Origin of the sequence: Cytobacillus oceanisediminis, assembly GCF_007830235.1 — a bacterium.
In the GTDB taxonomy this organism is placed as follows: Bacteria; Bacillota; Bacilli; order Bacillales; family Cytobacillaceae; genus Cytobacillus; species Cytobacillus oceanisediminis.
In genome coordinates this window covers 1-21,437 of the sequence record NZ_VLKI01000037.1, presented here as the reverse complement: position 1 = coordinate 21,437, position 21,437 = coordinate 1, and the positions used below count along the sequence as shown (strand labels likewise).

The window sequence follows — 21,437 nt, the reverse complement described above, 5'->3', positions numbered from 1 at the left end:
TATAAAGAGTCTATATTACAGAACTAGATATACTGTTGGCAGGTGGCTACATTATTAACTGCCGTTTCATGCATTTTTTGCTTGCCAAATACAGGGTTATTAGGTGCAGTAGGTGCGGCACTTAGTAGGGAGAAATTAAAAGAAGTTGAGAATCGACCATTGGCATATGCTGCAATAGTTGAGAGGCAATTTAATAGACAATCTTCAAACAGCTGTCCTACTCCAAATTACTAAAACTGTAAAGTAGAAGTACTAAATATATAATCCTTACATTTGGGATAAGGGAGAGTGTCAAATGGCAAAGTGGTGGATGGTTCGTGCGGGTAGTAATAATAATCTAATTCCGATTTGGAGACAGAAAAGTGTAGCATCCATTGGATGGTCAGAACTTGGAAATCCAAAAAGTTATTTAACAAGAGAAAATTTAATACAAAAAGCACATAAAGTATATGAAGATGAAAAGCCTCCTACTCGTATAAATTGGGCAAGTCAGGTTTGGCGGTTCAGTCATGAAATAGAAATTGGTGACCGTATAATTACATTTACAAAGGATAAGAGGGAATATCTAATTGGAAGTGTTACAGCGGTACATAAACATGATAATACCCTAGTCAGTGACCACTATCCCAATGTTATCGGTGTTATATGGGAAACTAAACAAATCCCGAGGGATGACTTGTCTCAGGGTGCAAAGAACTCACTAGGCTCAACGTTGACTGTGTTCCGAGTAGATGACTGGGGGGCTGAGTTAGAAGGCTTACTTAGAGGACATGTGTCAACAAAATCAGATGAAGCTGATGAAGAGGAAGAAGAAATTATCAAGGAAGACCTTGTACAGAAGGCATTAACAATGATACAGGACAAAGTAGATAAACTAGACCCTTGGCAAATGCAGGACCTAGTCGCAGGTTTACTTCAGGCTATGGGCTATAACGTTAAAGTAAGCAAGAAAGGTCCTGACGGTGGAGTAGATATATTAGCACATAAGGATGCCTTTGGTTTTGAAAAGCCAATTATTAAAGTGCAAGTAAAGCATCGTAAATCAAATTCTGGAGGACCTGAAATTCAACAACTACTTGGAGCGCACCCAATCGATGCCAATTCACTTTTTGTATCTACAGGGGGCTTTACGTCGCATGCAGAAGCGATTGCTAAGAATAATAATGTAAAGTTACTTGACTTGGAAGAATTAGTGAATTCAGCTGTTTATTGGTACGACAAAATGCCGAATGAAACACGTTCGTTGTTACCACTTCAGAAAATGTACGTTCCTGAATAGCTGTTGAAGATTGAAAGGGAAAGGTAGCTAAGTCACTTTAGTTACCTTTTTGAAATATATGATATTAGCTGTCTATTAAAATTTTGAATTTATAAATAGTAATTATAATGTTAAATTTTTTTAGACTTGCTATATGTTAAAGTATGTAATATTAGACATTTTTTTTTTAAGGCTTGCCAAAACACTTTCTAATATATACTTCTATAAAGTTTACAAATTTTAACTCATGTTCTTTTTCCGTAGGGATTACTAATGGGAAAAAGAAAGGTCGGTTTTTCTTTCCAGTACAAAACTGTTGAATGTTTTCGGAAGATTTATTACTTAAAAAACACGAAAAGTCTGTTTGCCCCATATCATCTAATAATCCTGTAAATGTTCTAATAAGGTGAATTTGTAACGTTTCGTAAAACTTACACTCAAATGCAATACGTAAAAACCTAGCATTTGCTGAAATTCGTTTTTCTCGGCAATTTTGGGCTGCATCTTTGTCTAGAATTGAAATGTCAATTTCATGACGCACTTTAGAAGTACCTAAGTATTGAACATCGATATGGACTTCATAAAGTTTACCTAAATAGGAAAACTCCGCATATCCATAATTAACTGTAGTCGTATAGATTTCCCCTGGGTTTCCCCGAAATATAAACTTTTTCTTTGGTGTTTCATTTACCCCTTTTAAGCGAACTTTTTTATCGTCTGATAGCTTTTCTATTGCTTTTAGTATTAAAGTAAATATGTAGGCTTCGTAAGCTGCATCATCAGCATTATTACGTAGTATACCAACCATTTTTTTATTTGCATTTGCTTCAGTTAATATATTCTTAAAAGAACGAATTAAATCCCTTTTTGATGGTTTACTAGAAGGCATATAATCACCTCATTTCTTTTATTTGTAATTTACTAAATAAATCGTAAAATTGTTTAATACTTTGTGTTAATTGCTTATTATTTCCATTATCTAGTGTTTCGTCTGTTATAGAAGGTTCTTTTGTACTGTGATTTGGTTCAAAGTGAAATTCAACTTCAAGTTTATGAGTTTCATTAAAATAAGCTTCACAGCTTTCTAGGCATTTATTCAAATCTAAAAAGTATGTTTTAATTGTATTGGTATAAACTTTTAATTCCTCCCAAACATCCTCTAATGGGACAGTCTTTATTTCCCCGTTATCTAACTTTATTTCTTTACCAGCTTTAATAGAGTTGTCAACCTCGAAGAGTATTAACTGTCCTACTGTATCGCCAAATTCTTCGATTATAGAATTACGAAAAGATTCTCTTATCTCAACAATTGAGATATCTTCTTTATTTGACATGTTTTTCACTCCTAATTAGAAATACCTGTAATTCCAATGTGATTTTGTTAACTCTCTTCATTGATAGCAAGTCTTTTGACCTAGTAAGTCAACAATATATAATTCTAATACATTTAATAGTGAATGGAAATACTTTGATAATGGAGAATGATATAAATATGGTTATGTGAGGGTCTGAACAGTAGTACAGGAAACTGGACAAACAATTGCGTCGAAGAAAGAAGGTTACAGGTCATTTTAAGAGGAGAATTTACTGACAAAGAACGCCTCCTAATTTCATATGCTACTTTAAGAGCAGCAGGAGAATGACATCTTAATAGTGAGAAAAAACTTAACCGTCTTGCTCGTAACAAATAAGAAGTTTATCAAAAGTGAATTTAGGAGGATGTTAGAATTTTTAGTAGGGACCAGGAAATTATGCATAGGGTTAAAAGAAATTATAAACTTCTTATAAAAATTGTTAAATTTTGTGTTATATTTGAGAAAAATAAGGAAACGAGGAGAATTTTGTGATTGATGCACAAAATGGAAAGACAGTAGAACTATTAGAGCAGGATAGAGACGGAGGATATTATGCAATAAAAGGCTTTTTATATCAGTTCGACCAAACAATAATGAAGGTGCTTGAGAACCAAGATTCTGAAGTGAATTTTGAAAATGAGCAAGATATAGATTATGAGGATTTTGTTATACAAATTAAACATAAGGAAACACAAGTCTACCAGCCTAGCAAAGTAAAATCTCCAATAGTACAATTAATTCGACTATTCGAGAAAGATAACAGTAAAAAATTTTGCCTTTATTGTCACTTTAAAGATACTACTCCTCATGAAAAGGTTTTTTCCTTAGAAGAACTGAACAAAGTATTAGGAAATAAAAAAGATGATTTCTCTCAAGAAGTTAAGAGTGATTTTATTAACTCATTTGTTATTAAATTTCTCCATGATTATGAAGCACAATTTGAAGAATTACTTGATCTTATAGAAAAAACCTACGACTTAAGAGAAAAAGAGATGATTTTATATTATCATGCTATATTTCGTTCAGAAATATTTCGGTTAGTAATTAGGGAAAAGAGCGTAAGGTGCATTAGTAAAGCAGTATTAGATAGTTTGATAAGTAAGAATCAGGAATTGATTTTTTACTCGATTTATGGCAACTACCTTTCAAGAGAGTCATATGAGAAACTTATTCGAAAAACATTTTTCACTCATAAAACAATTAATATTCCTAATTTTGAAAGGTTGTTTATAATTGATGCTAATCAAAGTTGGGAATTAAGTGATTTACATAACATGATTCATAAAATTAGTAGTAAGTATTACCGTAAGGATAAGAGTCCTGCACCATTTATATGCTTTAGGAACATTAATGCAGAAGCATTAAATATATTAAAACAAGAATTAATTGATATGGAGCTTACATTTTCTGATGGAACATGTTTCGATGGTGATAGGTTTAGAATGGAGAAACTTCTAAATGTTTCGGATAATAACATCAGAGTGAGATTTATAAGAGAGGAATATATTAACGAATTAATTAGTAGAATTTCAATCCATGAGATTTATCAATTTTTTATTAGTAACAGTATAGATATATCTAGTAAACATAAACATATCAAGGTACAGTTAGAGGAAATAGTACAGATAAATAGTATTCTAAATTAAGAGAGGGGTATTTTGTTTGACAATTGGTTCTGAAGAAAAAATAGCTAAAGTGGTATCAGTCTTACCAAGCAAAATTAAGATTCAAGTTAAGGACATAGAGCGTTTCAAAATTGAGAATGAGAGGTTTGCTGTAGGTTCGTATCTAAGGGTGTCTGATAGTGAAGATTGTGCCTTAATTAGTATGATTGAGAATTTTACAATTGAAAAGGAGGAGAATAAAGAGAGTTACTATATTCTTGAAGCTGTCCCAATTGGCTTCTTGGATTCTGAGGGGAATTTTAGTAGAGGGGGAAATAACATTGCTATACCTCCAACTGATGTTGAACTTGCAAGGAAAGACGAAGTACAAAAAATTTATGATTCAATAGATATTTCTAAAAGGTTTTGCTTTTCTAAACTTTCCCAAGATAAGACAATAGAAGTTCCAGTTGATGGGGATAGATTTTTTAATAAACATATTGCTGTAGTTGGTTCTACAGGTTCAGGTAAATCACATACAGTAACTAAGTTAATTCAAGCTGCTATTAGCTCAAAAAATGAAGGTTATGAGGGTTTAAACAACTCTCATATAATCCTATTTGACATACACTCGGAATATAGGAGTGCGTTTCCGGCTTCAAATAACATAGACGTTGAAAAGCTAGTATTACCTTACTGGTTAATGAATGGAGAAGAGTTAGAAGAACTTTTTGTAGAGTCTGGAGAGAATCAATCTTATAATCAGTCCTCATTATTGAGAAGAATAATTACCAGAAATAAACAAAAACATAATGACAATAATGAGAAAATAACTTTTGATACACCTGTAAAATTCTCTATTCAGGAGGTAATGAATTGTATTATAAACTTGTCGAAAGAGACAAGGAAGTCAAAACAACCTAGTACAGTATGTTTAGAAGAAGAACAAGTGTTTCAAAATGACGAAGAAAAATTTGATTTCTATTTTTCACAAGAGTTTAAGTTTCAGGAAATTAAACAGGGTTCAATAAATAAAGGGACTTATAATGACGGAACTTTAGAAAAGTTTATCTCAAGAATACGAAATAAAATAAGTGACAAGCGATTAACTTTCCTTTTTGGTGAAAATGCTATGGATGTGTTGTTTGAAGATACCTTAAGGCAGGTAATAGGTTACCGTAAAGATAACGAATCTAACATTAATATAATTGATTTAAGCGGGGTACCGTTTGAAGTCTTAAGCATTACTGTTTCGCTTATTTCAAGAATGCTATTTGATTATGGATACTTCTATAAAAAGATGAAAGACGACATTCCAGAGTTACAAACAACTCCATTGTTACTAGTATATGAAGAGGCGCATAAATATGTTCCTAAGTTAAAATCCGCTAAATATAATGCCTCAAGAATATCTATTGAAAGAATAGCAAAAGAAGGAAGAAAGTATGGAGTTACTGCAATGATAGTAAGTCAAAGACCATCAGAAATATCAGAGACAATCTTTTCGCAATGTAGTAACTTTATTTCTATGAGGCTCACAAATCCTGAAGACCAAAATTACGTTAAAAGGCTGCTCCCTGATGTAGTTGGACCTATAACGGATTCCTTATCTACATTAAAAGAAGGCGAGGCAATTATTATTGGTGATTCAATCATTATGCCTTCTCTTGTAAAAATCGATAGATGTAATCCACAACCTTCTTCCAATGACATACCATTTCTTCAAGAATGGAAAAAAGAGTGGTATGCTGCTGATTTTGAAAAGATTGTTTGTAAATGGATAGACTAAGCCGTTACTAATTACTCTCTTTTGTTTTAATAAGAGTTTATAAGATGTATAGGAAAACCAAAATAGTTGGTAAATAACAAAAGAGAGAGGGCAATAAAAATTCTTTGTCTTTTCTATATAGAAATTAATAGTTTAAAAAAGGAAACTTATATTCACAGCCTCAAGAGCATATTTTTACAGTAAAAGAAGAAGTTTTAAGTTAATCAAAAATCCGTTTTCTGGTCTATATCTTAGTCTACTAGGAAGCGGATTTTTTAAAGTATTAGCTATAAAAATGGAATTTTAGAGGCCATATATGTAATACGAATTATTAGTTCAACATACGTCTCCCATGATGCATTCCGTGCAGCATTCTCGCTCCTAAGTTCCTTCTATACCTCTTAAAATTGGTTAAATCAAAGTACTTCTACACCTTATTAATTAAAACATTCTATCAAAAGATGTTTTGATGTTTAAAAATATAGATAAATGATTAAATTTTTGATAAAATTTAACTTAGAATGCTATAGACTAAACCGTTGGTGGGTTTGGTAAAAGACCGTTATAATCCCTTGATTTACGGGGCTGATTGGGGTGCTGGTGCCCTCCACGGTCTTCAAAACCGCTTGTGACCTGCGTGCCAGGTCAGCTGGGTTCGATTCCCAGGCGGTCCCGCCAAAAATGTTGATATATCAGGCTTTTCTGATGATTTGTATATAAATGGAAGATGCTTTATTTTCCCTATAGACCGTGTATGGTACATAAAACAGACCGTGTGACCTCCTTTTCTTATGTGGGCTAACTCCACTAATCAAAGGAGGTTTTTATTATGGCAGAACAAAGCAAAAGAAAGGGAAGAAAAACGGTAAATTTACGGTCATTCCAGGAGGAAGAAACATTTGAACCATTTAGAGACAAGCGGCTCGAGGAATTGTTTCACACCTTTATGCGTGCAAAAGAACTGGAAGGACTGCGCGAAAGGACGCTAAAAGACCACAGGACAAATTTTAAATATTTTACCGGATTCTTAAAAAAGAAATATCCGCAAATGGAATATGCTGAAGAGATTTTAACTGATACGATTCGGGATTATGTTTATTATATGAGCAGGGAGAAAAAATTATGGGACGACCACACACAAGCATCTGTAAGGTATAAAACTGATAAAAAAGGGCTATCACCGACGACTGTTAACATCAGACTGAGAACGTTAAAATGCTTCTTTAAATTCTTAAAAGGTGAAGGGCATATTCCAGAGAACCCAACAGCGAGGGTCAAGCTCTTAAAAACGGAACAGGATACAATTGCAGCATTCTCAAAACAGCAGATAACCGATCTTTAAAACAGCAGGACCAACGACCATATGCAGGCTTCAGAGATTATGTATTGCTTTTATTATTTTTGGATACCGGAATTAGAGCAAACGAAGCTCTTGGGCTTACCAGTAAAGATTTTGATTACGAACAAAAAATCATTAAAATACCCGCAACTCTTGCAAAGAATACAATTGCAAGGATTCTTCCATTGTCCAAAAAAACAGCTAAAATGATACACACATTGATAAAAGAAAATAGTATATTTGAAGATACCGAATACATTTTTTTATTCAATTATGGCGGTAGAATTGATCCCAGCTGGGTCAGGTCCAGGATCAAAAAATACGGAGAACAGGCAGGTATTCAAAACATTCGGGTTTCGCCCCATACCTTCCGCCATACCTTTGCAAAATTTTATATATTAAATGGCGGAGATGCCTTTACTTTACAGCGTATCCTGGGTCATTCCACGATGAATATGGTGAGGAAATATATCCAAATGAACGGTGAAGATATTAAACAGCAGCATAATCAATATAGTCCAATTAATCATCTATAACTTTACTATTAGAAAGCAGTGCCACTAACATATTAATTGGGCTGCTTTCTTTAATGTTTAGATTTCTCTTATTGAACTAACAGGCAGTTTAGTTTAAGTACATTTCTTCACAAACTTATTGATAAGCCTATCCCTAAAATAACAAACGCATCAAATTAATTGACTCAATGCGTTTATAACTAAATAGTCGCCTGCCTTTTTTTTGCAAAATAGAGACCGTTTGTATTACTAATCATCATCTTGGTCACTTTAACATGTAAATCATGTCTACCAAAATGAGCGAGTTCTAGGTCATCAACCCCTTCACCAGTTATTTTTAAATTATATAGATCTTCTTGAGAATAATTACACGTCTGACTAAAGTCTAAGCTGTCAAATTTGATAAAAACACTTATGAAGCCGAAATAACGGGCTTTTTTGACGAAAAGTTTTATTGACAAGTGACGTTATTAAGTAATACTATATACTTGTAGTCAGTAATACTGAATATCAGTAATACAAAATACCTGTGGTACAGAGTACTAAAAAAAAATGAGTGAAATACAATGCAAATGGAGGAAAACATTTGGAAAATATTACGGAAATGCTGAAAGGGGTGCTTGAGGGTTGTGTGCTTGAAATCATCAGTCGTGGCGAAACTTACGGCTATGAAATCACGCAACAGCTGCGAGAACTTGGCTTCACGGATGTGGTTGAAGGCACTGTTTACACGATTACCATGCGGCTTGAAAAAAATCAACTTGTGAACATTGAGAAAAAGCCGTCAACCATGGGACCACCCCGAAAATTCTATACATTAAATGCTGATGGGCAAGAAAAACTTGCTTCATTTTGGGAAAAATGGAATTTTATCTCAAGTAAACTCAAGGAACTCAAGGAGAAAAAAGATGGAAAATAAAAGAAGTTTGCTCGACTGTATGCTCGGTCTCGAAGAAAAGAAAGTGTGGAAAGCGATGGAAGCACGTGCCAAAGAGCTTCCTGAAAGCTATTATGAAGACTACAAAGCTTTGCAAAAATATCTTTGGATTTCTGGTACTGGTGAATGGGAACAAAGCAAGTTGATTTTTAATGGTTTGCTTGACTTGCTGGAAGAACTTGCGGCTGAAGGACGTCAGCTAACAGATGTCACGGGTCCAGATGTTGCTGCCTTTTGTGACGAGCTTGCTGAAAATAAAGATTGGCGTGATAAATACCGCCAAAAACTAAACAAAAGTGTAAAATTGGAGGAAATATGACTTTTTTTGAAAAAATCGTCGGCTCACTCGATGAAAAACGTGAGTATAAGGAAATGCAAAAACGGGCGAAACAATTACCTGAAGAATATTATGAAGTTTATAAAGCCATTCAAAAATATATGTTTACAACAGGAATGGCTGACTGGCGTGTCTTCTATGAAATCATTGAGCTTCTGGAACTTGCCGAGCTTGATGGACGCAGCATCAAAGATGTGGTCGGAGATGATGTTGCAGCCTTTTGTGATGAACTCACTGCGGACAAGAGAAGTGATTGGAAAGAAAAATATCGCCAACAACTCAATAATCATTTTAAAAATCGTTAATTTACAAAATGAAATATCAAAACGAGCCTCTGGCTCGTTTTGATATTTAGTGTGCTATTCAACTAAAGGGTGTTTATGTTCAGGGGCAGCTGCCGAACCAGGTGGGCATTTTTAAAAACAAATTGGGAAGGATGGTTTAAGTGAAAATGAGAAAAAGACCGCTTAACGGTCTTATCGTATTAAATCATTTGGTTGGCAAGATTAGTTAGTTCATCTTTGTGTTCTTTTTTAGAAATTTCATCATTCATTTAAGTGATAGTATAGGAGACTCCATCACGATTAAATGACAAAGACTTATTTGTATAATAAGCAGTCTCCTCATTGTTTAGTTTGACTTCTTCCGAATTAGAACTTTCTAAATCTTCTTCGCTATTTAAAGCTGTTATCATTAAAATAATTGGTTGTTCAGCGTTACCTTTTGAGGTAGTTTTAAACTCAACCATCAATTTCTTGCCATCACGGGACATATCGTTAATTGTAGGTGGTTGAAAAGGTTTGGCATCAAACGGCAGCTTCTCAGGTAATTTTATTTCGAATGGAAGTGCTGAAAGTCCTTCTTTAACAGAAGTTGCTTCATAAGTGATAGGCATCTTTTCCTTTTGTGCATCTGAAACATCATTCATTTGAATTTCTGTTAATTTTGAAGTATCGAGTGTTCCGTTATCATTGTTTTGGCAGCCAACCAGAAAGAACAAAATAAGAGCAGAAACTGTTATAATTTGCTTCACAATATCCCCCCTTTTAAGTAGCTAATATTCTTACGGATTTCTTCAATAAAAGTTTCATTATATCCTCATTTTACCAGTATTTATTAAATTCTTTTTATAAAAACACACAATTTGTGAAGGAGTGAACTTAAACTAAAGGGTGTCTTAGTTTAATAAGATAAAAAACTCAGACATATTCATCCGAAATTAAAGTGCCGCCCTGTAAAATTCCGGAATTAAACGAATTCAACGAATACGCAGCTTTCTGTCATTCGTTGATTTTTATCAAAATCGCCATTATTATGGGGAGTATTTTTTTGTGTGTTATGCGAATGTATGTTCTGTGATAGAGTCATAACTTTTTTTGTTTGAGGTATGTACTATGAAAGTAATCATAGAAACGATATTGGACATTGATGGAAACAGAGGATTACGGCTGGCGAGTTTTTCGTGCGTGATTGTGAATTTAAGGATGATCCGGATTTTGCTGTCAGCATTGTTGCTTATGAATGGATTCAGAAGCAGATGAAGGAAACCGGGTTCCGCGAAACCGTTATTGAAAAGGTGACCTGGGATGAGGAGCATAATATTACAGATGAAGTGAAGCGGATTCATCCGGTTATTAATGACGATTTGCCATATTGATGTAAAGTATCCATTTATTACAGAAGTAAAAGAATTTACCTTTGATTTTCAAGCGAATTTTGACTGAAGCTTCGTATTACTGAATTAGCAAAAATCTTACTTGTATAAATAACTTCATCTGCACCTGCTCTTTTGGCATTATTAATGTTAGCCTCTGATAGTATTTCAACCATTGTAATGGCAGAAGGATTTAAGGATTTTATTGCTAATAGGGAAATGATAGACCTGGAATCTGAATTATGTTCAGTGGAATGCATATCAGCAGTAATAAAAACTAATCCAGCTTGTTTTATTCCGGCTTCTTGTAATACACCGTCATGCATGGAGTTGCCACGTATATGTACCACTTTTTCAGCGAAAGTTGGGAGATCTCTAATTGAATGGTCAATTATGATGATTTTAACAGGTGAAATGGCGGGTAGGATTTCAATTAATTTCTTTGATCTTTCGTTCCATCCAATGATAATTATGTTGGCAGATTGGATAACAGACATTTTATACACCTCCTAACTTTTATATTTTTATAATTGACCTTTAGCAAAATTCTTAAACCGATTTATTAAGTTTTATGGAATTGTATTGACAGCGGAAAATTATAGGAGTAACTTATATTTATTATTTTATACATATACCTTAAGCTGAATCTTTTGAGCGGGGGAACCAATTATGATAAACCATGTTTATCTTGGGGTGAATCTTGGCAAATTAAGCTGAGAAGGGATACTCTCAATCCCTAATCCGACAGCTAACTCCGTAAGCGCAATCGAGAGAAGGGTTAATGATGTCATTGACCATTCTTTTATTAAGAATGGTCTTTTTGTGTTCATTTTTGCGAAAGGAAGGTTAATTTATATGAAAAAGCAATATGCTGTTTTTGGTTTAGGGCGATTTGGGGGAAGTCTGGTTAAAGAGTTTCATGAATTGGGTGCCGAGGTTTTAGCTATAGACATTGATCAGGAAAAAGTGAATCAATATTCCCAGTTCGTTACTTTTGCTGTTCAAATCAATGGGATTGACGAAGAAGCTTTGAAGCAAGTCGGTGTTAGAAATATAGATCATGCTTTTGTGTCTTTTGGTGAAAATATCGAGTCGAGCATCCTGACTTCATTGGTATTGAAAGAAATGGGGATATCGCAAGTATGGGCAAAAGCGCATAACGATTACCACGCAAGAGTGCTTGAAAAAATAGGTGTTGATCGCGTCATTCATCCGGAAAGGGATATGGCAAAAAGGATAGCGAACCACATTGTTTCAGATAAAATTATTGATTACATCGAGCTATCAGAGGATTACAGTATGGTTGAGATTATTGCTTCGAAAAAGGTTCATAATAAATCGTTAATAGAACTTGATATTAGAGCGAAATACGGGTGCAATATAGTTGGGATTCAAAGAGGAAAAGAAATTATCGTGTCCCCATCAGCCGAGGAGGTCATTTTAAAGGATGACGTTTTGATCGTTATGGGTCATAACAAAGATATTAACCGATTTGAGAAAGAAGGAGTGTAGTGTGAAGAAGGGAATTATCAAACTTAACCCATCCCAGCTGCTCATTGTAGTGTTTGCCATATTTATCTTGCTGGGCACCCTTTTGCTTAAGCTGCCATTTGCAACGGAAGAATCCATTAGGTGGATAGATGCATTATTTACGGCTACATCAGCCATGACCGTAACCGGACTTGCAGTGGTGGATACCGAAACAGCCTACACCCTTTTCGGCGAGATTGTTATTGTCTCTTTGATACAGCTAGGCGGGCTGGGGATCATGTCTTTTGCTGTTCTTATTTATATGATGCTTGGCAAAAAGATTGGAATTAAGGAGCGCTTAATCGTACAACAGGCATTAAACCAAACTTCTATTGGTGGAGTCATTCATTTAGTTAGAAATTTATTTGTATTTTCCATTATTATTGAACTTATAGCCATGTTATTTCTATCACTTAGATGGGTGCCTGAGTTTGGATGGGGAAGAGGCTTGTATTATAGTTTTTTTCATTCTATTTCAGCCTTCAATAATGCCGGCTTCGCATTGTGGTCAGACAGCCTGATGGGCTATGTGGGTGATCCAGTGATAAACATTGTCATTACATTTTTATTTATTATCGGCGGAATTGGTTTTACTGTACTGGCTGATATATGGCACAAGAAGGAATTTCGAAAAATGAGCCTTCATTCGAAAATGATGGTAATCGGAACGTTTGTTATTAATGTTGTAGCCATGTTCATTATTTTTGCGCTAGAATACCAGAATCCAAACACACTCGGGGGATTAAACTCCTGGGGAGAAAAGCTGTGGGCTACTTATTTCCAGGCGGTCACACCAAGAACAGCAGGCTTTAATACGTTGGATATCGCGTCACTTCATGAAGACACTATATTTCTTTTCCTGCTTTTAATGTTTATTGGTGCCGGGAGTGCCTCAACAGGCGGAGGAATTAAATTGACCACATTCCTGGTCATTTTATTTTCCGTTATCACGTTCCTAAAGGGAAAAGAAAATACGGTATTAGGAAAAAGGACGATAAGCCTGACCATTGTCTTACGTTCCTTAGCGATCTCAACCATTGGACTTTTTTTAATTTGCATTGCCATCTTCGTTTTAAATATTACAGAAGAGGCACCTTTTCTTCCTGTGGTATTTGAAGTAATCTCCGCATTTGGAACAGTTGGTTTATCCATGGGTATAACAGGATCGCTTACTTTTATCGGAAAAAGTGTAATTATTTTAATCATGTTTGCCGGGAAACTCGGTCCTTTGACCATGGCTTTCTCACTGGCGAATCCAGATAAAGCGAAAGTAAAGTATCCTAATGAGGATGTTCTAACCGGATGACAACTATATACATATTTAAAAAAGCTGCCTAAAATAGGCAGCTTTTTTCTGCTTCATTTACGTTTACGTAAATAAATATAGAAGTAACCGCATATTCCAAATAGAAGCGTGATCGTCATTATAGTTAAAGAAGAATGGTATTCAATCCACAATACTCGGTGAATGTTGGCAATGATTAAGAATAGTGAGATTTTAGCCAAAAGCATCCCCGTAAACATCCAACTGAATATCACAATTAAACCATCTTGTTTAATCACCCTATAATCACCTTTTCCTTTGGATATTTGAAATTATCTTTAACGGTATTTCCTCTTATTAAAAACAGGAATGAAAAGATGCCAATCCTTCCAATAAACATGAGAGCAATTATGACAAACTTCCCTGCGGTGCTAAGGGCTGGTGTGATCCCCATTGACAATCCTGTTGTACCAAAGGCAGAAGAAACTTCAAAAACAATTTCAATGATGCTGAATGATGGTTCCAAAAAGGTCATTAAAATGACGGAAGACATACAAATGAATGCAGCAGTTGTGATAACAATGAAAGACCCATGAATATCACTTGGATGCAATTCACGACCAAATACTTTGACCGTATCCTTTCCTTTGGCATAAAAGAAAATGCTTAATACCATGATAGCAAAAGTGGTGGTACGAATTCCACCTCCTACACTACTTGGGGAAGCCCCAATAAACATCAGCCCGCTTATAAAAAGTAAAGTAGGATCAGAAAATTCACTTACATCCATTGTAGCTAATCCGCCATTTCTTGATGAAATGGACTGGAATAAGGAATAAAACACGGATTCATGCCAAGTTTTATCTGCAAAAAAATGATTTCTGTCAAATAAAAAGATAAAAAGGGCGCCTACTATGATTAGGATAAAAAAAGTCAAGGTTGTCAGTTTTGTGAATAAGGTAAATTTATAGGAGTAATTTCCTTTTTGTGTTAAAAATTCTTTTACCTCAATAAGTACAGGAAAGCCGATGGCGCCTAGAATAAGTAAAATCATATTGATAAACTGAACAAAGTAATCATGTGCAAATGGAACAAGCGATGTTCCTGTTATATCGAAGCCAGCGTTTGTTGTGGCGCTGACTGAAGCGAAAAAACCTTGTAAAAACGCTTCTTGCCAGGTTGGAAAGTATTTTAGAAAATGAATTCCTAAGATAAACGCCCCTATCAGTTCAATGACAATAACAATCACTAATATCTGTCTCATTAACTGAACTAATCCGGCAAATGTAGATCGATTCTGATCTGTCATGATGAGCTGCCGGTCTTTCAAGCCGATTTTTTTTCCAAAGAGAATCCAAATGAACGTACCAAGTGTCATAATGCCGATACCGCCGAATTGAAGAATAAAAGCTAATATAAAATACCCCGGTGCACTAAACGTATCCGCGGTTGAGACTACGGTTAAACCTGTTACGCTAATCGCACTGACTGCCGTAAACAAGGCATCAATAAACGAAAGTTCGACATTGGGTTTATGGGCAATCGGAAGACTTAACAAGATGGTAGACACAATCACAGCAGATAAATAAAATAAAACAATTAATTGAACCGACGATAACCGTCTCTTTAACTTTTCAGGATTTTTTGTTAATTCCATTGTGACACAACCTTCTAGTCAGATAGGGATAGTATAGCAAATTGAAGATAAATAAAAAATTTATTTTCTAGTTTTTACAAAGTATTAAATACCATAACAGTAAGGTATTTAAACATGTTAACCAACGGATGCTAGCCTTAAGTTTTTATTATTGAACTCAAGAATAGTTTAGTTAATTACGGGTTAAGTGTTTTAAACTCAGCAGTACATGTTTAACAGCTAAATCGTTCGGATACCATATTAAGTGATTTATTTACTTTAAGGGGGAAATCTTTTGAATGATTTAGATTTACATCATATATTCGAACTCGGTCTAATTTTAGTTATGATTGCTGCCGGAATTACGGCTATAGCTAAAAAATTTAAAAAGCCATATCCCATTGCACTTGTCATTATTGGAACTATCATAGGTCTTGTGAACATTCCTGTATTAGAGCCGCTAAAAGAATTTATAACAGAAGGGGAAATATTCAATTTTGTCATTATTACGCTGTTCTTACCGGCGTTATTGGGGGAAGCAGCGTTAAAGCTCCCATTCTCACATTTAAAGGAAAATAAAGAGCCTATTTTTGCCTTAGCATTTGGTGGAACTCTTATATCATTTATTATTATTGGTTTTTCTGCAATGTGGCTTCTAGACTTCTCACTCCCCTCAGCATTCGTTTTTGCTGCAATAATGAGTGCAACAGATCCAGTAAGTGTTTTGTCGATCTTTAAAAGTGTTGGCGTTACCAAAAGACTTGCTATAGTCATTGAAGGGGAAAGTTTATTTAATGATGGTTTGGCAGTTGTATTATTTAAGATATCAGCTTTTTATTTACTTACATATATAGAGCTTGGGATTGAGGGCGCTGGTTATGGAATATGGGAATTTATTAAAGTCGTGTTACTTGGTCTCATCATTGGAGGATCACTTGGATATGGCTTTTCACATTTAACAAAATACTTTGATGATTATCCCTTAGAGATTATTTTCAGCATTATCCTATTTTATGGGTCATTTCTACTTGCCGAAAGTGTCGATGCTTCGGGTGTAATTGCTGTTGTAGTTGCAGCTCTTATTTTTGGAAATTATGGAGCAAAAATTGGTATGAGTCCCACTACAAAGTTGAATATTAGTAGCTTTTGGGATGTGGCTGCGTTATTGGCAAACTCACTAGTATTTTTGATGGTAGGATTAGAAATCACAAGAATCAATCTTAATGAGAAATGGGGATTGATTTTAATAGCAATTATCATGGTCCTATTTGCTAGAAGTATTGCTGTTTACACAAGTTTATTATTCATTAAAAACTTCCCAACACCATGGAAACATATTATTAATTGGGGAGGTTTAAAAGGCTCACTATCTGTTGCACTAGTTCTCAGTTTACCTAGAGATTTTCCAGGTCGTGAAGAAATTTTGATTTTAGCATTTAGTGTGGTGCTTTTTTCTTTGGTAGTCCAAGGGCTTTCCATTAAACCACTTTTATCATCATTAGGTGTTAATAAAAAAGAAGAAGGAAATAAGGAATATGAAGAAATAATAGCACGTAGATATCGATTCGAGACTGCTATTATAGAAATTAATAAGGTGAAAAGGAACTTTCTTATAACTGATCCGGTGTCAAAGGAAATTGTAACTCAATATGAACAGAAGCTTGGAGAATTACAAAGTGAAATCGAAATGCTTTTTAATAAGTATCCTGACCTTAAAGAAAAGCAGCAAACCATTCTTCAAAAACATTCCTTATATGCACAGCACGAAGCCATTGATAAATTGTTAAAAGAAGATATCATTTCAAGTGAAGTTGCTGAAAAAGAACATGAAAGGATAATAAACAAGCTTGTCAATTTAGAAGATTAGTTATTAAAAGGAAATACATTTAAATTGCTTAGGAAATTATGCTGAATGTAAAGGAGCTTGAAATAGACTTTTTCCTATTTTGGATCCCATTTTAAAGATTGTGAAGTAGTTTACTTAAACCAAAGGGTGTTTATGTTCAAAACCAACTGCTGAAACAGACAGCTTTTTTGGATCAACAATAGGGGGAGGTTAGGTAAAGAATAAATATAGAAATCCCTCCAGGAGAACGCGACTTTTTATTTCTTTTATCGTCTATAAGTAAAAGGAGGGTTACTATGAAGTTTTATTGGTTTTTAATGTTTTTCTTATTTTTCATCTGGATTATAGTATCTTATCTATATCCAGAACCAAGTTGGTGGTCTATATTTACATCGGATCGCTCAACACATACCCCTCTATTTGAGCAAATTTCTTTAAATAAAATAAATTCCATCACACTTATTTTATTAGGATTAGCTTACCTATTACATCGTATAATTCATAAGCATAATTAAAAGGTTGTATACATCAAGCAAAAAATGTTAGTACAAGAGATTTTATACTATTTGATTTTATATATTACTAAGGGGTAAATCTGAATATGGGGTGAATTTTATTGGTTAAACAATACTTAATCTTATTGGGTATTTTATTATTTGCTTTTACTCCTTTACAAACGGTTAAAGCAGAAACTGTTCCGAAGGCAGAAGATATATATATGACAACAGAAGATATTGTTTCAGACCTTGTGTTTCCAACTATTGATAAAAGAGTAATTAAAGAGTATGGGGGCGATACCCTTTTTGACTGGCAATGGCAAAGAATCGTCGGTATAAATTACAATGACAATCATTCTTATGATGTTGCCGTAAGAATTCTCATTCCTTCTAAAAATAATGATAATGATAAAGAAGATTTAGTTAAGGTAAGAATATCCCCATCTTGTGACAGTGGAAAGCTTAATAAGCTGAAATGTAATCATGATTTTAAGATTGAAATATTGAATTACAAACATTTGTCTCAATAAGAGGTATTACCTTATTCAACAAACGGGTGCTAGAGTACAAAAGCAACGCTTGAACGGCGTTGCTTCTTTGTTAGAAATATTTCTGGTAAAATTCTTGCCTGAGCTTTCCGCTTAATTGGGCATATATCCGAGTAGTTTCGCTCTTCTCGTGTCCCAAAAGACTTTGTATGACTTCAACAGGTGCTCCATTGTTTAATAAGTGGGTAGCATAACTGTGTCTAAGTTGGTGGGGATGAATTTCCTTATTAATGCCTGCACGAGATGAGATTCGCTTTATGACGTACCTCATTTGGGCAATACTCATTCTGTGTGGCTGCCGCACTGTTACAAAAATAGCTGGATCCTTATCCTGGCGGCTGTCTATGTATCGCTTAAGCCAAATTTCGGCTCGGATATTAAAATAGACTTCCCGGTTCCTTATATCCCTTTCCCCTGACGATTGCAGAACGGTTGGACCAATTAACGCAATTGCAGTTAAGTGAAACGACTTCCCCGATCCTGCAACCAGTAGAGAACATAAACTCAAATAAGGCATTTTCCATCGGGCTAATACAAGCCTCACGCAAAAGCTTAATTTCCTTCTCGGTTAGAAACTTTGGGATTCTCTTGCCCACTTTTGGTTCCTTAATCTTAGCAGCTGGGTTGATGGATAAATGACCTTCATTTTGTAGCACCAACGGAATAATGATTTCAAAAACGTATTCTGTGTGCCATACTTGATGGTTTTAAATTACCTGCATTGGAGAGGTATTCCTTTAATTTTTCTGTGGTCAGAGTTTTAATGTTTGCATCTTCGAAATAACTAATAAGTAGCTTAGCCTGAACCCCATATGCTTTTAAGGTATATGAGGAGAAGCCCTCAATACGTTTATCAGCATCATATGTTTTCCACGCGTTAGATAATAACAAATAAATTCCCTCCCATTAATTTGGATTACAAGAGGAATTATTGACTGGATTATAGAAATAAAGTCTCAACGAAAAGACTTTATAAGCAAACGGGCAGGTTAGCTCAACAAGAATCAATGGAATTAATATAAATTAGACAGGAGTTAGATAATATGAAACCAAAGTTTTGCCCTAATTGCGGTAAGGAACTAATTGATGAATCATTTCATCTTAAATCATTTTCAAGCCTGATTTTTAATGAAGGAAAAGAAAATGAATTACTTGTGCCAGTTAAAGGATGGGGAATCGATTGTTTTCACTGTAATTGGGAAGGAGAAATTATTCCTTCCGAAAATGGTTAGAGGCTCCAATCACCTTCTTAAGTTAATGAAGTAGCATAGTTCAATAAGGATTTAGAATATTATCTGTATAGACGTATTTTTCTTTGGCAGGTTAGGGGAAAATTGAAAGGAAGTTTGAGGAATAAAAATGGAGCAGATTGACTTGTTAAAAGAGAAGGGAATCCTTGTTATCGAGTTGGGTAATAGAGGGAAAGATCTGCGGGAACAGTGGGAAGAATCATTCATTCGCCAAGCAGCTCAGCAAGTCCCAAAAAAGCAAAATTTACTTTAATCAATATTTGTGGCATGTGTTCAGCTTTGAAAAATTAGTCTCCTTAGAAAGCCAGGAAGCCATTGATTCATTCAATAAGGTAAAGAAAAAGGAATGTTATCTTTTTTATCAAGATAATGAAAATGCTTAATGATTGAGAATGCAAAGAAGCTAAAGGCAGAAGATATTACAAATAGAATTGAAGAATACATGGATGATGTTTATGTAGTTGATAAAGATTTTACATGGACATATATCCATACTCATGAAGAATTTTGCGGACCGTATTTTTATAAAACTAAAGAAAAATAGGGCATTCTCTTGTTCAACTAACGGGTGCATATGCTAAGATCAGCTGCCGGGTTTGTTGAAGAAGGAAAACCCTTCAAAATATAGAATTTAAGGTGAAGACAATAAATTTTGGGAGATTAAAACGCAAAATAAACTCGTTGAAGACTTTTTCTGTTCCGCCGTAAATTATTGCCGTATTGTTGAAAATTTTAATTCCCCCCTCACTCCAAACAAATCGATAAAAATCAATGGTATTATTATTATCGGGAAAACTAACTGTTTTGAGCTTGCATCAGTTCATATATCTTACGAGCGGTATTGACATTTCTTATCGTAACTTGTTTGTATATCTTTGATCCAACGAGCTTTGACTTTCCACTTTTGGTTATATTTTTCTTGTCAACCGACCATAGGATCGCACCAGGTACATATTTCACCGAGTCAATATTTGGTTTAATGACCAGATTCTCAAGTACAGATTCATCATCAATTTCATCCCATAAAAACATTACATCACTTGTCATACTCTTGTCATTTTTCCATGTTGCAGGAATGGCCTTAATGATTCCTCTGATATCATCGACACTACGAACTACTACTTTGATTTGTAATTCGAAATCATTATGTATCGCTTCTTCCAAAACACTAGATAGTTCAGTTTTTGATATGCCTTTGTATGAAAAAATAATATTACCTGTATTGATGTATGTCACCACATCATTCATCCCGACTTTTTCTAAAGTTTGTTTAAGCAACTTCATGTCAATTTTGTTTTTTCCACCCACATTAATCCCCCGAAGAAGAGCAATATAAATCATAACCAGCCTCCTATCAACCTTTTACATATAAACCTATTATATTCTTAGGGATTATATTTGTCATACTATTCCGCGAATTTCTTAGAGTATGATTTTCCCCGTATTTAATGTAAGTAATATACCTTCCTATTTTCTTTAGTTCTAGATTCAGACCCTTAAATAAAGCTTATTGGTGAATATGGTTGATATCATTTTTCTTCAACTAAAGGGGCATCAAAATCAAAACTCGTTTTTACAAAATTAGTGATTTTTCGATTATTTCTTATTTGTTGAAATAACAGAAAAGGAACGTCTAAGGTACCAAAAACGCTTAAACGGCCTTAGCCCTTTGGAATATAGAACTAAAGCCGCCTAAAGCTTTTTTATTATTTCCACTGTCTACTTGACAGGGGGCAGATCAACTGAGGGGTCAGCGTATAATGGCAAATAAGTCAAGGGTCCAATTAAGATAAAAAAGACCGACCTTAAGCAGAACTCTCATTTTCCAATTTTTGAAAAGTTCAACTACCACAGAATTTATAATAGATCTCCTCTAGAACGTGAAAGGATCTTGTTTTTTCATCCTACAGGGATACCGCCTAGCAAGTATAAACTACATTTTTCACGTATTATTCGTATTTGAAGGACAAGACCCATAACGCTGACCCGCGAGGTCTTTTTGCCTCAGGCACGATGTTCCTATGTGATCTAACGTCCTAGAGGAGCTCCATTTTTATTTAAGGCATGTTTCGTTAATCCATAAATGAATCAAATTACTT

At 34.6% G+C, this 21,437-nt stretch carries 21 protein-coding genes, 1 tRNA gene, 2 pseudogenes and 1 riboswitch; of the genes and pseudogenes, 17 read left to right on the top strand and 7 right to left on the bottom strand.

Features of this window, described 5'->3' with window-relative positions; translation table 11 throughout:
* Positions 1 to 295 precede the first annotated feature (295 nt).
* A complete protein-coding gene (locus IQ19_RS27050) occupies positions 296 to 1,279 on the top strand; it encodes a restriction endonuclease (RefSeq protein ID WP_144546837.1) in 984 nt (327 codons plus the stop codon).
* A gap of 166 nt (positions 1,280 to 1,445) precedes the next feature.
* Here the strand turns inward: IQ19_RS27050 and IQ19_RS27045 are convergent, their stop codons facing one another.
* Together IQ19_RS27045 and IQ19_RS27040 are read right to left on the bottom strand one after the other, a co-directional pair.
* On the bottom strand, positions 1,446 to 2,147 hold the full coding sequence (locus IQ19_RS27045; RefSeq protein ID WP_144546835.1) for a hypothetical protein: 702 nt from the start codon (positions 2,145 to 2,147) through the stop codon (positions 1,446 to 1,448).
* Between the two features lie 4 nt (positions 2,148 to 2,151).
* On the bottom strand, positions 2,152 to 2,592 hold the full coding sequence (locus IQ19_RS27040) for a hypothetical protein (RefSeq protein ID WP_144546833.1): 441 nt from the start codon (positions 2,590 to 2,592) through the stop codon (positions 2,152 to 2,154).
* Between the two features lie 509 nt (positions 2,593 to 3,101).
* On the opposite strand from IQ19_RS27040, the gene IQ19_RS27035 reads away from it, so the two are divergent.
* From IQ19_RS27035 to IQ19_RS27005, 8 genes are all read left to right on the top strand, one after another.
* The gene (locus IQ19_RS27035) at positions 3,102 to 4,259 is read left to right on the top strand and encodes a hypothetical protein (RefSeq protein ID WP_144546830.1); all 1,158 of its coding nucleotides are present in this window, start codon (positions 3,102 to 3,104) and stop codon (positions 4,257 to 4,259) included.
* Between the two features lie 16 nt (positions 4,260 to 4,275).
* A complete protein-coding gene (herA, locus tag IQ19_RS27030; RefSeq protein ID WP_242021136.1) occupies positions 4,276 to 6,006 on the top strand; it encodes an anti-phage-associated helicase HerA in 1,731 nt (576 codons plus the stop codon).
* Positions 6,007 to 6,566: 560 nt separating this feature from the next.
* A tRNA-Sec gene (locus tag IQ19_RS27915) sits at positions 6,567 to 6,663 on the top strand.
* Between the two features lie 151 nt (positions 6,664 to 6,814).
* Positions 6,815 to 7,327 (top strand): phage integrase SAM-like domain-containing protein, encoded by a 513-nt coding sequence (locus IQ19_RS27025; protein ID WP_144546828.1) that lies wholly within the window; start codon positions 6,815 to 6,817, stop codon positions 7,325 to 7,327.
* Complete coding sequence (locus IQ19_RS27020; RefSeq protein ID WP_144546826.1) at positions 7,297 to 7,860, top strand: tyrosine-type recombinase/integrase; 564 nt, start codon at positions 7,297 to 7,299, stop codon at positions 7,858 to 7,860. Before IQ19_RS27025 ends, IQ19_RS27020 begins: the two co-directional genes overlap by 31 nt.
* A gap of 565 nt (positions 7,861 to 8,425) precedes the next feature.
* Positions 8,426 to 8,758: a PadR family transcriptional regulator gene (locus IQ19_RS27015; RefSeq protein ID WP_144546824.1), complete on the top strand. Its 333-nt coding sequence runs from the start codon at positions 8,426 to 8,428 to the stop codon at positions 8,756 to 8,758.
* Complete coding sequence (locus IQ19_RS27010) at positions 8,748 to 9,095, top strand: DUF1048 domain-containing protein (protein WP_144546822.1); 348 nt, start codon at positions 8,748 to 8,750, stop codon at positions 9,093 to 9,095. Before IQ19_RS27015 ends, IQ19_RS27010 begins: the two co-directional genes overlap by 11 nt.
* Positions 9,092 to 9,418, top strand: a complete 327-nt coding sequence (locus IQ19_RS27005) for a DUF1048 domain-containing protein (protein WP_144546819.1) — start codon at positions 9,092 to 9,094, stop codon at positions 9,416 to 9,418. Before IQ19_RS27010 ends, IQ19_RS27005 begins: the two co-directional genes overlap by 4 nt.
* A gap of 248 nt (positions 9,419 to 9,666) precedes the next feature.
* On the opposite strand, the gene IQ19_RS27000 is transcribed toward IQ19_RS27005, so the two are convergent.
* Positions 9,667 to 10,146: a hypothetical protein gene (locus IQ19_RS27000; RefSeq protein ID WP_144546817.1), complete on the bottom strand. Its 480-nt coding sequence runs from the start codon at positions 10,144 to 10,146 to the stop codon at positions 9,667 to 9,669.
* 429 nt (positions 10,147 to 10,575) lie between these two features.
* Here IQ19_RS27000 and IQ19_RS26995 point away from each other — a divergent pair, with 429 nt between their 5' ends.
* Positions 10,576 to 10,770, top strand: a complete 195-nt coding sequence (locus tag IQ19_RS26995; RefSeq protein ID WP_242021134.1) for a hypothetical protein — start codon at positions 10,576 to 10,578, stop codon at positions 10,768 to 10,770.
* 35 nt (positions 10,771 to 10,805) lie between these two features.
* Here IQ19_RS26995 and IQ19_RS26990 read toward each other — a convergent pair whose 3' ends face one another.
* Entirely contained in the window at positions 10,806 to 11,264 is a 459-nt protein-coding gene (locus IQ19_RS26990; RefSeq protein ID WP_144546815.1) for an NAD(P)-binding protein, read from the bottom strand.
* Positions 11,265 to 11,396: 132 nt separating this feature from the next.
* Positions 11,397 to 11,545, top strand: a riboswitch (cyclic di-AMP (ydaO/yuaA leader).
* A 77-nt stretch (positions 11,546 to 11,622) separates the two neighbouring features.
* On the opposite strand from IQ19_RS26990, the gene IQ19_RS26985 reads away from it, so the two are divergent.
* Together IQ19_RS26985 and IQ19_RS26980 are read left to right on the top strand one after the other, a co-directional pair.
* Positions 11,623 to 12,279 carry a potassium channel family protein gene (locus IQ19_RS26985; RefSeq protein WP_144546813.1) on the top strand — a complete coding sequence of 219 codons (657 nt, stop codon included), beginning with the start codon at positions 11,623 to 11,625 and terminating at the stop codon, positions 12,277 to 12,279.
* A 1-nt stretch (position 12,280) separates the two neighbouring features.
* The gene (locus tag IQ19_RS26980; RefSeq protein WP_144546811.1) at positions 12,281 to 13,603 is read left to right on the top strand and encodes a TrkH family potassium uptake protein; all 1,323 of its coding nucleotides are present in this window, start codon (positions 12,281 to 12,283) and stop codon (positions 13,601 to 13,603) included.
* Between the two features lie 253 nt (positions 13,604 to 13,856).
* On the opposite strand, the gene IQ19_RS26975 is transcribed toward IQ19_RS26980, so the two are convergent.
* Positions 13,857 to 15,218, bottom strand: coding sequence for a TrkH family potassium uptake protein (locus IQ19_RS26975; RefSeq protein WP_144546809.1), 1,362 nt, complete (start codon positions 15,216 to 15,218; stop codon positions 13,857 to 13,859).
* A 274-nt stretch (positions 15,219 to 15,492) separates the two neighbouring features.
* Here IQ19_RS26975 and IQ19_RS26970 point away from each other — a divergent pair, with 274 nt between their 5' ends.
* Both IQ19_RS26970 and IQ19_RS26960 read left to right on the top strand, forming a co-directional pair.
* Complete coding sequence (locus tag IQ19_RS26970; protein ID WP_144546807.1) at positions 15,493 to 17,064, top strand: Na+/H+ antiporter; 1,572 nt, start codon at positions 15,493 to 15,495, stop codon at positions 17,062 to 17,064.
* A 595-nt stretch (positions 17,065 to 17,659) separates the two neighbouring features.
* Positions 17,660 to 18,070, top strand: coding sequence for a hypothetical protein (locus tag IQ19_RS26960; RefSeq protein ID WP_242021133.1), 411 nt, complete (start codon positions 17,660 to 17,662; stop codon positions 18,068 to 18,070).
* 70 nt (positions 18,071 to 18,140) lie between these two features.
* Here the strand turns inward: IQ19_RS26960 and IQ19_RS28815 are convergent.
* Positions 18,141 to 18,979: pseudogene (locus IQ19_RS28815) on the bottom strand (tyrosine-type recombinase/integrase).
* A gap of 152 nt (positions 18,980 to 19,131) precedes the next feature.
* On the opposite strand from IQ19_RS28815, the gene IQ19_RS26950 reads away from it, so the two are divergent.
* From IQ19_RS26950 to IQ19_RS29195, 3 genes and pseudogenes are all read left to right on the top strand, one after another.
* Complete coding sequence (locus tag IQ19_RS26950) at positions 19,132 to 19,320, top strand: hypothetical protein (RefSeq protein ID WP_144546791.1); 189 nt, start codon at positions 19,132 to 19,134, stop codon at positions 19,318 to 19,320.
* Between the two features lie 127 nt (positions 19,321 to 19,447).
* Positions 19,448 to 19,591: a hypothetical protein gene (locus tag IQ19_RS28810; protein WP_242021137.1), complete on the top strand. Its 144-nt coding sequence runs from the start codon at positions 19,448 to 19,450 to the stop codon at positions 19,589 to 19,591.
* 7 nt (positions 19,592 to 19,598) lie between these two features.
* Positions 19,599 to 19,882, top strand: a pseudogene (locus IQ19_RS29195) (DUF4275 family protein).
* Positions 19,883 to 20,133: 251 nt separating this feature from the next.
* On the opposite strand, the gene IQ19_RS26935 reads toward IQ19_RS29195, so the two are convergent.
* A complete protein-coding gene (locus IQ19_RS26935; RefSeq protein WP_144546785.1) occupies positions 20,134 to 20,679 on the bottom strand; it encodes a DUF1697 domain-containing protein in 546 nt (181 codons plus the stop codon).
* Positions 20,680 to 21,437: the final 758 nt, after the last annotated feature.

Bases quoted from the DNA above. Each gene is read 5' to 3' on its own strand.
- IQ19_RS26935 (WP_144546785.1), bottom strand. From the start codon at position 20,679: ATGATTTATATTGCTCTTCTTCGGGGGATTAATGTGGGTGGAAAAAAC.
- IQ19_RS27040 (WP_144546833.1), bottom strand. From the start codon at position 2,592: ATGTCAAATAAAGAAGATATCTCAATTGTTGAGATAAGAGAATCTTTT.
- IQ19_RS27050 (WP_144546837.1), top strand. From the start codon at position 296: ATGGCAAAGTGGTGGATGGTTCGTGCGGGTAGTAATAATAATCTAATT.
- IQ19_RS26985 (WP_144546813.1), top strand. From the start codon at position 11,623: ATGAAAAAGCAATATGCTGTTTTTGGTTTAGGGCGATTTGGGGGAAGT.
- IQ19_RS26975 (WP_144546809.1), bottom strand. From the start codon at position 15,218: ATGGAATTAACAAAAAATCCTGAAAAGTTAAAGAGACGGTTATCGTCG.
- IQ19_RS26990 (WP_144546815.1), bottom strand. From the start codon at position 11,264: ATGTCTGTTATCCAATCTGCCAACATAATTATCATTGGATGGAACGAA.
- IQ19_RS26950 (WP_144546791.1), top strand. From the start codon at position 19,132: ATGAAACCAAAGTTTTGCCCTAATTGCGGTAAGGAACTAATTGATGAA.
- IQ19_RS27010 (WP_144546822.1), top strand. From the start codon at position 8,748: ATGGAAAATAAAAGAAGTTTGCTCGACTGTATGCTCGGTCTCGAAGAA.
- IQ19_RS27045 (WP_144546835.1), bottom strand. From the start codon at position 2,147: ATGCCTTCTAGTAAACCATCAAAAAGGGATTTAATTCGTTCTTTTAAG.
- IQ19_RS28810 (WP_242021137.1), top strand. From the start codon at position 19,448: ATGGAGCAGATTGACTTGTTAAAAGAGAAGGGAATCCTTGTTATCGAG.
- IQ19_RS27005 (WP_144546819.1), top strand. From the start codon at position 9,092: ATGACTTTTTTTGAAAAAATCGTCGGCTCACTCGATGAAAAACGTGAG.
- IQ19_RS27025 (WP_144546828.1), top strand. From the start codon at position 6,815: ATGGCAGAACAAAGCAAAAGAAAGGGAAGAAAAACGGTAAATTTACGG.